Origin of the sequence: Nocardia sp. NPDC056100 (assembly GCF_042266325.1) — a bacterium.
GTDB lineage: Bacteria > Actinomycetota > Actinomycetes > Mycobacteriales > Mycobacteriaceae > Nocardia.
The window spans coordinates 362,063-376,137 of record NZ_JBHJVY010000004.1 but is presented as its reverse complement, the minus strand read 5'-3'; the positions used below and the strand labels follow the sequence as shown (position 1 = coordinate 376,137).

The 14,075-nt window shown below is 68.3% G+C and carries 1 protein-coding gene (cut by a window edge); it reads right to left on the bottom strand.

All coding sequences use genetic code 11. The features are described from left to right. Positions 1-14,075: the 5' end (the start) of a non-ribosomal peptide synthase/polyketide synthase gene (locus ACFC0O_RS32185; protein WP_375964570.1), read on the bottom strand. Its footprint begins 30,322 nt before the window's first position; the window shows 14,075 of its 44,397 coding nt (coding positions 1-14,075); it begins with the start codon at positions 14,073-14,075; its stop codon lies off the left edge, out of view.

Sequence of the window (14,075 nt, the reverse complement as noted above, 5' to 3'; positions counted from 1 at the left end):
TCGAATTCGACGGCTTCCAGCTCCAGGCCGGGCAGCGAGACCGCGCCCGCGTCCTTGGCGCCGGCGGCCTCGAAGGTCAGCGCCACCTGGAACAGCGGGTGATGCGCCTGTGAGCGCACCGGGCTGAGCACATCCACCAGGCGTTCGAACGGCACATCGGCGTGCGCGAAGGCGGCCAGATCGGTGCGGCGCACCTGCGCGAGCAGCTCGCGGAAGGAGGCGTCCGGCAGCACCGGGGTGCGCAGCACCAGGGTGTTGACGAACATGCCGATCAGATCGTCCAGCGCGCGATCGCCGCGACCGGCGATCGGGGTGCCGACGGCGATATCGATGGAGCGGGACAGGCGCGCGGACCAGGTGGCCAGCGCGGCGTGCAGCACCATGAACAGCGTGACATCGTGCTCGCGGGCGAGCCCGGTGAGCGCGCGGCGCAGTTCGGCGTCGATCGAGAAGTCGTAGGTGCCACCGGCATTGGTGGCGACCTCGGGACGCGGCCGGTCGGCGGGCAACTCGATCTGCTCGGGCAGATCGCGCAGCTGTTCGCTCCAGTAGTGCACCTGCTGTGCGGCGACCGATTCCGGATCGCGCTCATCGCCGAGCACCTCGCGCTGCCACAGCGCGTAATCCGCGTACTGCACGGGCAGCGGCGTCCACTCGGGAGCCGAACCGCCACTGCGGGCCAGGTACGCGCCCACCACGTCGCGCAGCAGCGGACGCAGCGAGAAACCATCGGCGCTGATGTGGTGCAGCACCAGTACCAGCACGTGGGTGGCGCGGGCGTGCTTGCCCTCCGGGGTCACCGTGAGCACGGTGGCGCGGAACGGCAGCTCACGGGTGACGTCGAAGTACACGCTCGCGAGTTCGGTGATGCGCGAAGGCAATTCGGCCAGGTTGACCGTCTCGGTGCGCACCTCGAAATCGATCTCGGACAGTTCCAGCACGCGCTGGAAGCCGTCACCGGCGACCTCGGGGTAGACGGTGCGCAGCGCCTCGTGCCGCGCCAGCACATCGCCGACGGCGGCATTGAAGGCCGCGAGATCGACCTCGCCGGTCAGGCGCAGCGCCACCGGGATGTTGTTGACGGCGGTGCGGTTGTCGAAGCGGTTCAGGAACCACATGCGCTGCTGTGCCGGGGACAGCGGTGCGAGCGCGGCGGTCTCACCGGTCGGCAGCGGCACCGGGGCGGGGCGCTCCTGCGCGACCAGTGGTGCGCGGCTGCCGGTGCCGACGCGCGATTCCAATTGCGCCGCGAGGGCGGCCACGGTGGTGGCCTCGAACAGCGTGCGCAGCGGCACATCGGCGTCGAGCGCGGTGGACAGGCGCGCCACCACCTGGGTGGCGATCAGCGAATTGCCGCCGAGTTCGAAGAAATCGTCGTCCAGGCCGACCGTATCGCCGCCGAGCACATCGGCGAAGACACCGGCGACGGTCTGCTGCACCGGGGTCTCCGGGGCGCGGTACACCTTGGCCGCGAAGGCCGGGGCGGGCAGCGCCTTGCGATCCAGCTTGCCGGAGGCGTTGAGCGGGAAGGCGTCCAGCACCATGAAGGCGGCCGGGACCATATAGGCCGGAAGCTGCTGGGACAGTGCGTCTTTCACGGCGTCGAGGTCGATATGACCGTCCGCCGCGACCAGGTACGCCACCAGCTGATCGCCGGTGCGCTCGTCATTGCGCACCACGACCACGGACTGCGCGACCGAGTTCAGCGCGGTGAGCGCCGATTCGATCTCACCGAGTTCGATGCGCAGACCGCGCAGCTTGACCTGGAAGTCGGTGCGGCCCAGGTACTCCAGCTCACCCGTACCGGTCCAGACCACGAGGTCACCGGTGCGGTACATGCGCGCACCGGCCCCGAACGGGTTGGCCACGAAGCGATCCGAGGTCAGATCGGGACGCGCCACGTACGCGGTGGCGAGCTGATCGCCCGCCAGATAGAGCTCACCCGCGACACCCACCGGAACCGGCCGCAGCCGCGAATCCAGCACGTACACCTGGGTATTGAAGACCGGCGCGCCGATCGGCACCGTGGCGATGTCGGCATCGGTGACCTCGTGGAAGGTCACGTCGACCGCGGCCTCGGTGGGGCCGTACAGGTTGTGCAGGCGCGCACCGGTCAGCGCGCGCAGCCGCTGCGCGGTCGGCGCGGACAGGCCCTCACCGGAGGCGAAGACATTGCGCAGGCTGGTGCAGTCGGCGGCGCCCTCGGCGGCCACGAACACGGCCAGCATGGACGGTACGAAGTGCACCGTGGTGACGTGCTCGGCGGTGATGAGGCGCACCAGGTAGGCGGGATCGCGATGGCCGTCCGGCTTGGCGACGACCAGGCGCGCACCGACCTGCAAGGGCCAGAAGAACTCCCACACCGACACGTCGAAGGTGGCGGGGGTCTTCTGCAACACCACGTCGTCGGCGGCGAGGCCGTACTGGGCGTGCATCCAGACCAGGCGGTTCACGATCGCGGCATGGCTGACCGCCACACCCTTCGGGCGACCGGTGGAACCGGACGTGAAGATCACGTACGCGGTGTTCCGCGGCCGCAGCGGGGCGATGCGGTCGGCATCGGTGAGCGGGGTGTCCGCGAAACCGGACAGATCCAGCTGATCGATCCGAACCCGGCGTGCGGCAGACCCTTCCAGATCCGCGACGCCGTCCAAATCATCCCCGGAGGTCAGCACGCACACCGGCCGCGCGGTCTCCAGGATGTACTGCGTGCGCTCGGCCGGATGATCCGGATCCAGCGGCACGTACGCGCCACCGGCGACGGTGACGGCGTACATACCCGCCACCAGATCGATGGAGCGGCGCATACCCAGGGCCACAAAGGATTCCGGGCCGACGCCCTCGGCGATGAGCCAGCGCGCGAGCTGCCGGACGCGTCCGGCGAACTGCGCGTAGGACAGACTCGTCCCCTCGAAGGTGACCGCGGTCGCGTCCGGAGTCAGTGCGACCTGTGCTTCGAACAGCGAAACCAGGGTCGCCGCAGCGCCTTCCGCGATCTCCGGCAGCGCCGCGTCCAGCTCGAACGCGGTGTCGTTCCAGCCGCGCAGCACGCGCTGGCGCTCACGATCGCCGAGCAGCTCCACATCGCCGACCCGCACGGTGGGATCGGTGACCAGGGCGGTGAGCATGCGCTCGAACCGCTGCGCGAAGACCTCGGCGAACGCACCGTCGAAAAGGTCGGTGGCATAGACGAGTTCGGCGTCCATGCCGGCCGGATTCGCCGCGTCTGCACCGGCGGCCGGCACCTCGGACAGCGTCAGTTGCAGATCGAATTTGGCCGACTGCTGGTCGATGCCCAGCTCGGACACGCTCAGCCCGGGCAGTTCCAGTGCGGTGCGGCCCAGATTCTGGAACGACAGCATGACCTGGAACAGCGGGTGCCGGGCCTGCGAACGCGCCGGGTTCAGCACGTCCACCAGGCGTTCGAACGGCACATCGGCGTGCGCGAAGGCGGCGAGATCGCGCTCGCGCACCTTCTTCAGCAGTTCGGCGAAGCTCTCCTCGGTATCGACCGGCGAACGCAGCACCAGGGTGTTGACGAACATGCCGACGAGATCGTCGAGCGCCTGCTCACCACGACCGGCGACCGGAATGCCGACCGCGATGTCATCGGTGCCGCTCAGGCGGGCCAGCAGCGCGGCGAAAGCACTGTGCACCACCATGAACAGCGTGGTGCCGTGCGATTGCGCGACCCGCTGCAATCCGGTGATCAGCTCACCGGACACCCGGAAGCGGTGTGTGCCCGCCTCGTAGGTGGCCACGGCCGGGCGCGGCTTGGCGGACAGGCGCAGCTCATCCGGCAGTCCGGCCAGCGTGCGCCGCCAGTAGTCGAGCTGTTCGGTGATGAGCGAGCGCTGATCATCCTCGGAGCCGAGCGTTTCGCGCTGCCACAGCGCGTAATCCGCGTACTGCACCGGCAGTTCCGGCCAGCCCGGGGCCTCGCCGTTGTTGCGCGCGACGTACCCGGTCATGAGATCGCGCACCAGCGGGTTCATCGAGAAACCGTCGGCCGCGATGTGATGCGCGACGAGCACCAATACGTGATCGTCTTCGGCCAGGCGGAACGCGCGCAGGCGCACCGGCGGTTCGGCGGTGACGTCGAAGCCGCGACCGGCGAAATCGTAGACGGCGGCGAACAATTCGCCCTCGGCCACGTCCAGCACGTCGAGCTGCGGAATCGCGCGGGCGGTGGGCAGCACCTTCTGATAGGCGACGCCCTCGTAGGACGGGTAGATGGTGCGCAGCGATTCGTGCCGCGCCACCACATCGGCGATCGCACCGCGCATGGCGGCGAGATCCAGTGCGCCGGTGAGCCTTACGGCCGCCGGGATGTTATTGGCGGCCGAATCGGTGTCGAACCGGTTCAGGAACCACATGCGCTGCTGTGCGAGCGACAGCGGCGGATGCTCGGGCCGGGTGCGCACCGTAAGCGCTTGGCGCACACCGGTTCCGGCGTGCGACTCCACGCGGGCGGCCAGCGCGGCCACGGTAGGCGCCTCGAACAGCACGCGCACGCCGATCTCGGCATTGAGCGCGGCGGACAACCGGGCGACCACCTGGGTGGCGACCAGCGAGTTGCCGCCGAGTTCGAAGAAATCGTCGTCGACGCCGACCCGGTCGATGCCGAGCAGTTCGGCGAAGATCGAGGCGGTGATCTCCTCGATCGGGGTGGCGGGGGCGCGGAAACGCCTGGCCTCGAAGACCGGTGCGGGCAGCGCCTTGCGATCCAGCTTGCCGGAGGCGTTCACCGGGAAGGCGTCCAGCACGATGATCGCGGCCGGGACCATATAGCCCGGCAGCGAGCGACCGAGCGCGGCCTTGACCGCGTCCAGATCGATGACCGCCTCCGGCTCACGGACCACGTAACCGACGAGCTGATCACCGGCATGGGCATCGGCGCGAACCACCACGACGGACTGCGCGACACCCTGCTGCGACAGCAGGGCGGCCTCGATCTCACCGAGTTCGATGCGCAGACCGCGCAACTTCACCTGGAAGTCGGTGCGGCCCAGGTATTCGATCTCCCCCGCGCCGGTCCACTTCACCAGGTCGCCGGTGCGATACATGCGAGCACCGGGAACGCCGAAGGGGTTGGCCACGAAGCGATCCGCGGACAGATCGGGTCGGCCCAGGTACCCGCGAGCGAGCTGATCGCCCGCGAGATAGAGCTCACCCGCGACACCCGGCGCGACCGGGTTCAGGCGGGCGTCCAGGACGTAGGTGCGGGTGTTCCACACCGGGCGGCCGATCGGCACGAAGACGGTGTCGGCGTCCACGACCTCGTGGTACGTGACGTCGACGGCGGCTTCGGTGGGGCCGTAGAGGTTGTGCAGGCGAGCGCCGGTCAGTTCGCGCAGCTTCTGCGCGGTCGGGGCGGGCAGCGCCTCACCGGAGGCGAAGACCTGCCGCAGCCGCGGCGCGGCAACGGTGGAGTCACCGTTCTCATTGCCGAGGGTGGCGACGAAGACCGAGAGCATCGACGGCACGAAGTGCGCCGTGGTGATGCCCTGTTCGGCGATGATCTGCGCCAGATACACCGGGTCGCGGTGGCCATCGGGCTTGGCGACAACCAGACGCGCACCGGTCTGCAAGGGCCAGAAGAACTCCCACACCGACACATCGAACGTCGCCGGAGTCTTCTGCAGCACAGCGTCATTCGCGTCGATCGGGTACTCGTGCTGCATCCACAGCAGACGGTTCACGATCGCACCGTGCTCCACCGCCACACCCTTGGGGCGACCGGTCGAACCCGAGGTGAAAATGACGTACGCGGTATGCGACGGGCTGATCGCCTGTCCGCGTTCGGCATCGGTGATCGGCGCGGCCGAATTGCCCTCGAGGTTGAGGGAATCGATCTCCAGCACCGGCACATTGCGGCCGGTGACGTAGTCGTCACGGCCGGTGGTCAGGATGGCGACCGGGCGGGCGGTGTCGAGGACGTAGTCGATGCGCTCGGCGGGCTGATCGGGATCCAGCGGCACGTACGCGCCACCGGCCTCGAGCACCGCGTACATGGCGACCACGAGATCGACCGAACGGCGGATGGCAAGGGCCACCAGCGATTCCGCGCCGACGCCCTGGGCGATGAGCTTGCGGGCCAGGCGATGTACGCGGCCCGAGAACTCGGCGTAGGACAGAGCTGTCCCCTCGAAAACGACGGCAGTCGTATCGGGGCTGGTCAGAGCCTGTGCCTCGAAGAGCGAAACCAGCGTCGCCGCATCGCCTTCGGGCAGTGCGGGCAATACCTCGGCGAGGTCGAAGGCCGTGTTGTTCCAGCCCTCGAGCACCCTGTCGCGCTCACCGTCGATCAGCAGATCGATATCGCCGATCGGCTGCGACGGATCGGCCACGACGGCCGCCAGAATCAAGTCCAGCCGATGCGCGAACGCCGCGACCGTGGCCTCGTCGAAAAGGTCACGGGCGTAGGAGAACTCGGCAGACATGCCCGCATTCTCGCCGTGCGCGTCCTGTGCCTCCTGCAACGTCAATTGCAGATCGAACTTGGCCAGCTGGGCGTCGTAGTCGATGCCGTTGACCGAGAGTCCGGGCAGTTCCAGGCTGGCCTGCCGGGTGTTCTGGAAGGTCAGCATGACCTGGAACAGCGGGTGACGGGCCTGCGAGCGGGCCGGGTTGAGCACCTCGACCAGGCGCTCGAACGGCACATCGGCGTGCGCGAAGGCGTGCAGATCGCTCTCGCGCGCCTGCGCCAGCAGATCGGCGAAGGTCTTCTCCGACTCCACCTCGCTGCGCAGCACCAGGGTGTTGACGAACATGCCGATCAGATCGTCGAGCGCGGCCTCACCGCGACCGTGCACCGGCGTGCCGATGGCGATATCGCTGGTGCCCGACAGGCGGGCCAGCAGGACCGCGAGCGCACTGTGCAGCACCATGAACAGCGAGGCATTGTGCCTGCGGCCCAATTCCACCAGGCGCTGCTGCGTCTCGGCGGAAATAGCGAACGGGTAGGTGCCGCCGCGGTACGAGGCGGTGGCCGGGCGCGGGCGATCCGAGGGCAGCACCAGCTCGTCCGGCAGATCGGCCAGGGTGTCGGCCCAGTACCGAATCTGCTTGGCGATCAACGAGTTCGGATCATCCTCGGAACCGAGCACCTCGCGCTGCCAGAGCGCGTAGTCGGCGTACTGCACGGGCAGTTCCGCCCACGCCGGAGCCTCCCACGAGGTGCGGGCGGCGTAGGCGACCATGACATCGCGCGCGAGCGGTCCCATGGACCAGCCGTCGGCGGAGATGTGGTGCACCACCATGCCCAGTACGAACTCGGACTCGCTGAGTTCGAACAGCGCGGCGTGCATCGGCACCTCATCGGTGACGTCGAACGCCATCGACGCCAGCTCGACCAGATGGTCGATGAGGTTGGCCTGAGTGACCGGCACCGGGGTCAGGTCGGGCACGATCTGCGCGGCATCGAGCACGCGCTGCACCGGGCCGTGCGCGGTCTCCGGGAAGACGGTGCGCAGCGATTCGTGCCGGTCGATGACATCGATGACCGCGACCTGGAGCGCGGCCACATCGAGTTCACCCGAGAGCCGGATGGCGACCGGGATGTTGTTGACCGCCGAGGCGGTATCGAAGCGGTTCAGGAACCACATGCGCTGCTGCGCAAGGGAAAGCGGGATATCGGCGGGCCGCTCGCGGGCCACCAGGGCCTTGCGCGCACCGTCACCGGCATGCGATTCCACCCGGGCCGCGAGCGCGGCCACGGTGGCGGCCTCGAACAGCATGCGCACCGGCACGCGGGTATCGAGGGCCGTGCCCAGGCGGGTCGCCACCTGGGTCGCGATGAGCGAGTTGCCGCCGAGTTCGAAGAAGTCGTCATCGACGCCGACGCGCGCGATGCCGAGCACCTCGCCGAAGATCTGCGCCACGATCTCTTCGATAGGCGTTGTGGGAGCGCGGAATTCGCGCACCTCGAACACCGGCGCGGGCAGCGCCCGGCGGTCCAGCTTGCCCGAGGCATTGAGCGGGAAGGCTTCCAGCACAACGAAAGCCGACGGCACCATGTACGCGGGCAGCGTGCGGTGCAGCAGCGCCTTCACGCTGTCCAGATCCACCGGGCCGCGGGTCACCACGTAGGCGACCAGCTGATCACCGGCGACGGTGTCGATGACCAGCACCACGGCCTGATTGACCGACGGGTGGCCGAGCAGGGCGGTCTCGATCTCGCCGAGTTCGATGCGCTGACCGCGGAACTTCACCTGGAAGTCGGTGCGGCCGATGTACTCGAGTGCGCCGGAGGCGTTCCAGCGCACCAGGTCACCGGTGCGGTACAGGCGCGAACCCGGGGTGCCGAACGGGTCGGCGACGAAGCGTTCGGCGCTCAGGTCGGGGCGGCCGTAGTAACCGCGCGCGACCTGGGTGCCGCCCAGGTACAGCTCACCCGGGACACCGGCCGGGACCGGACGCAGGCCCTCGTCCAGGACGTAGGTGTGCGCGTTCCACACCGGACGCCCGATCGGCACCTGCGCCGGGGTCGGGTTGGCGATGGCGGCGTAGGTCGCGTGCACCGTGAACTCGGTGGGGCCGTACAGGTTGTGCACGGCCGCGGTGGAGAAGCGCCGGAACGCGGTGACCGTGGCGGGCGGCAGGGCTTCACCGGCGACCAGAACTGCACGCAGGGAAAGGCATTCGGCCGCCGAGGCGCTGCTGGCGAACACGCTCAGCATGGACGGCACGAACGAGGTCATGGTGACCCGGTGCCGTCCGATGACCTCGGACAGGTACATGGGATCGCGGTGCCCGTCCGGGGCCGCGATGACCTGCTGTGCGCCCACGGCGAGCGAACCGAAGAGCTCCCACACCGACACGTCGAAGGTGACGGGGGTCTTCTGCAGGATCACATCGGTGTCGTCGATGCCGTATTCGCTTGTGATCCAGGCGATCTGGTTCAGTACCGCGCCGTGCGGGACCGCGACGCCCTTGGGGCGGCCGGTGGAGCCGGAGGTGTAGAGCACGTACGCGGTGTTCGACGGGCGCAGCGGAGCCAGTCGATCGGCGTCGGTGATCGGCGCGGCGTCGAATTCGCTCAGATCCAGCGAATCCAGGTGCAGCACGGTGCATTCGGCGTTCTCGACCGCGTCATCGGTGGTGGTCAGCAGGACCACGGGACGCGAGCTGCCGAGGACGTAATCGGTGCGCTCGGCCGGATGATCGGGATCGACCGGTACGTAACCGCCACCGGCGGTGAGGGTGGCGTAGATGGCCACCAGCATGTCGATGGAACGGCGGATGCCGACCGCGACCAGCGTCTCCGGACCCACGCCCTCGGCAATGAGCTTGCGCGCCAGGCGATTCACCCGGTCGGCGAAATCGGCGTAGCTGAGTTCGGCGGCCGCGCCGAACATGCTGCCGCTGCGCTCGCCCGGATCGAAGATCAGGGCGGTGCCGTGCGGGCGCACCCGGACCTGCTCCTCGAACAGATCCAGCACGGTGCGCGCGCCGGGCAGCGCGTGTTCGTTGCGGCTCCAATCGCCCAGCACCTGGGCGCGCTCATCCTCGTTGAGGATGTCGATATCGCGGACCACGGTTTCCGGTGCGGTGACGGCGGTTTCGAGCACGCGCACGAAACGGTGCCCGAACTCGGCCACGGTCTCGGCATCGAACAGATCGGTGGCGTAGGACAGCACCACCGACAGTCCGGCGGCAGCGCCGGACAGGTCACGCTGTTCGGTCAGGGTCCACTGCAGGTCGAACTTGGCGATATCGACCTCGAGCTCATCCGCGGACACGGTGAGCCCTGGCAGCTCCATGGAGCCGTGCGACATCTCCTGGAAGGACAGCATCACCTGGAACAGCGGATGCCGCGCCTGCGAGCGGGTCGGGTTGATGACCTCGACCAGACGCTCGAACGGCACATCGGTGGCCGCGAACGCCGCGAGATCGGTTTCCCGGGTGCGCGAGAGGAATTCGGAGAAGCTCTCCGCCCCGCGCACTTCCGACCGCAACACCAGGGTGTTGACGAACATGCCGATCAGGTCGTCCAGGGCCTGCTCGCCGCGACCGGCGACCGGGGTGCCGATGGCGATATCGGAGGTGCCCGAGAGCCGGGCCAGCAGCACCGCGAGCGCGGAGTGCATCACCATGAACAGCGAAACACCCTGCGCGCGAGCCAATCCGGCGAGTTTGCCGTGCAGCTCGGCCGGGATCTCGAAGGTGACGCGGCTACCCCGGAACGACTGCACCGGCGGGCGCGGGCGATCCGCGGGCAGGTCCAGCTGATCGGGCAGACCCGCCAAAGACGAACGCCAGTAGGCGATCTGGCGGGCGGCCATGGATTCGGGATCGGATTCCGAACCCAGTACCTCACGCTGCCAGAGGGAGAAGTCCTGGTACTGCACCGGCAGCGGAGCCCACGCGGGCTCCTGCCCGCCGACCCGCGCCAGATAGGCGGCGGTCATATCGCGCGAGAGCGGACCGAAGGAGAAACCGTCCGCCGCGATGTGATGCACCACGAAGGCCACGGCGTAATCGGCCGATTCGGCCGTCGCCTCGCCCACCTGGAACACCCGCACCCGAATGGGCAGTTCGCGCGAGACATCGAAACCGCGCGAGGCGAATTCGGCCAGCGCGGAGAACAATTCGCTATCGGCGATGGGCTGGACCTCGATGCCGAGATCCACCTCGGACATGGGCAGCACCTGCTGCAGGCCGCCGTCACCGGATTCCGGGAAGACGGTGCGCAGCGATTCCTGCCGCTCCACCACATCGTGCAGCGCCGACTGCAGCGCGTCGAGATCGACGCCGCCGCGCAACCGCACCACGAACGGCAGGTTGTAGGTGGGCACATTGGGGTCGAACTGGTTCAGGAACCACATGCGCTGCTGCGCCAGCGACAGCGGCACCCGCTCCGGTCGCCGCTGCGCCACCAGCGGCAGCCGCGAAACCTCGGACGGGGCGGTGTTCTCCATGCGGGTGGCGATGCCCGCGACGGTGGGCGTCTCGAACAGCGCGCGCACACCCAGGCGGGTGCTGAACGCGGCCGAGATGCGGGCCACCACCTGCGTGGCGACCAGCGAGTTACCGCCCAGATCGAAGAAATTGTCATCGATGCCGACGCGCTCGTGGCCCAGGACATCGGCGAAGATGCCCGCCACGATCTCCTCGGCGGCGGTGCGCGGGGCGCGGTACCCGGCGGCGTCCACGCTGAACACCGGATCGGGCAGGCCCTTGCGGTCCAGCTTGCCGGAGGTGTTGAGCGGGAACGCCGCCAGCACCATGATCGAGGCCGGGACCATGTAGGTCGGCAGCTTCTCGGCGGCGAAACGGGTCAGCTCGGCCGGTTCGATGCTCTGGCCGGGCATCGGCACCACGTACGCGACCAATTGCTGACCGGTCGCGGTGTCCATCACCAGCACGGCGGCCTGGCTGACCGACGGATGCGCGAGCAGATCGGTCTCGATCTCACCGAGTTCGATGCGCTGACCGCGGAACTTGACCTGGAAGTCGGTGCGGCCGATGTACTCCAGCGCACCGGAAGCATTCCAGCGCACCAGGTCACCGGTGCGGTACATGCGTTCGCCGGTGTCCGACAACGGATTCGCGACGAAGCGATCCGAGGTCAGATCCGGGCGGCCCTTGTACCCGCGCGCGAGCTGACGCCCGCCCAGGTAGAGCTCACCGTGCGCACCGATCGCGGCCGGGCGCAGGCGCGAATCCAGTACGTAGACATCGACATTCCACTCCGGCACGCCGATCGGCACGGTGACGGTGTCGGCATCGGTGTTCTCCCAGTACGTCACCGAGACCGCGGCCTCGGTGGGGCCGTACAGGTTGTGCAGGCCCGCCGAACTCAGCGCCCGGAAGCTCGCGCCGGTCTCCGGCGGCAGCGCCTCACCGATGACGAAGACGGTCTGCAGCGAAACGCACTGCGCGGCACTGGCATGCGAGACGAACACGGTCAGCATCGACGGCACGAAGTCGGTGACCGTGACCCCGTGGCGCTGAATGGTTTCCGCGACGTACACCGGATCGCGATGCCCGTCCGGGGTCGCGATGATCATCTTCGCGCCCACCATCAGCGGCAGGAAGTAACCCCACAGCGAGACGTCGAAGGTGGTGGCGGTCTTCTGGAGGTAGACGTCGTCGGCGGTGAAGCCGTACTCGTCCAGCATCCAGAGTTCCTGGTTGACGATGGCGTGGTGGGTGACCGCGACGCCCTTGGGGCGGCCGGTGGAACCCGAGGTGTAGATGACGTACGCGGTATTGAGCGGGCGCAGCGGGGCGATTCGATCCGCGTCCGTCACCGGATTGTTCGAGTAGCCCGATACGTCGAGGGTGTCGATCTCCAAGCGCCGCACCGAATCCGGCAGCGCGAGTTCATCGCGCGCGGTGGTCAGCACACAGACCGGTGCCGCGGACTCGAGGATGTAGGCGGTGCGATCGGCCGGATGATCCGGGTCGATCGGCACGTACGCGCCACCGGCGCGCAGCACCGCGTGCATACCGATGACCAGTTCCAGCGAGCGCCGCATGCCAAGGGCGACAAGCGATTCCGGGCCGACGCCGTCGGCGATCAGGAACCGCGCCAGGCGGTTGACGCGCTCGCCGAATTCGGCGTAGGTCAGCGTCGCGCCCTCGAATTCCAGGGCGATATTGTCCGGCGTCAGCGGGATCTGTGCGTCCAGCAGATCCGGCAGCGTAGTGGTCGGGACCTGATGTCCCGCCGAATTCCATTCCACCAGGGTGCGAGTGCGTTCGGCGGCGGTGGTGATGGGCAGACCCCACACCCGCTGCTCGGCGCTCGCGGCCAGGAAGTTGTCGAAGAACTCCAGGAAACGCGAATGATGCTGACGCGTCTCGTCTTCGGTGTACAGGTTCGGGTTGGTCTCGAAGTCGATGTGGTTCCGGGTGCCCGCCACCGACTGGTAGAAGTTGATGCCCAGATCCTCGATGGAACCGGTGGACAGCACGCTGTACTCACCGGTGACCGGGCCCAGGGTCACCTCGTTGTGGAACAGCATGATGTTGACCCAGGGTCCGAAGAACTCCCGGTTCACCACGCCCTCGCCCGCGCTGTCGCGGCGAATGTCCTCGTGCCGGTAGCGCTGATGCCGCAGCGCGCCGGAGATCTCGACGGTGACCTGTTTGACCAGCTCGTCGATGGTGGTGCCGTGCCCGACCCGCAGGCGCAGCGGCACGATGTTCGATGCCGCGCCACCCGAGCGGCGCATGGCCGCGGTGGTGCGCGCGGTCACCGGCAGCGACAGGATGACGTCCTCGGTGCCGGTCCACTGCGCCAGATAACCCGCGAAACCGGCCACCAGCAGCACCGCCGGAGACGAATCATGAACGGCCACCGCGGTATCGAGCAGTGCGCTCTGATCATCGGTGAGCGAGGCGGAGGCGACGCTGTTCATCGCGGCCGGGGGCGCGCTGCGCCCGGACAGAGATGTCCCCTCTTCCAGACCGGCCACTCGCTCGGCCCAGTGCGCCTTGTCCCCGGTGAAGCGGGTGCTCTCGCGGTACGCGAACTCCTGCTCGACCATGGTGCGCAGCGGGGTCGCCTTGGAGGCGGCGGGTTCCTCGCCGTTGTAGCGCGCGGTGTAGATCTCCGCGACGCGACCCAGGTAGGTCATGGCGCTGAAACCGTCGAGCACGATGTGGTGCACGCGGGCGTACCAGTAGTAGTGGTCCTCGCCCACCTGGATCATCGCCGAGCGGATCAGGCGATCCTCGGTGATGTTCAGCGGCCGGCTGTAGTCGGCGCGCATCCACTCCAGGGCGGCCGCGCGCGGATCCTCGGCATCGCGGACATCGACCTGATAGATCGTGCGGTCCAGCGACTCGTCGATCAGCTGCAGCGGTTCGCCATTGCGCTCGATGATGCGCAGGAAGCCCGAACCCACCTCGAGCGAGCCGTCGACCATGGCCTGCTCCAGGAGCGGAACGTCGATCACACCGCGCAGTTCGACGTACTGCGCGATATTGATCGGCACCTGCGGGTCGAGATGCTGGGCGTACCAAATGCCCAGCTGAGCAGGCGACAGCGGAAACGCCTCGCCCGATCCCGGCGCGATTTCGCTGCCAGCTTCGCCGTTGCCGCCGAAATCTAGCCGGTCCAA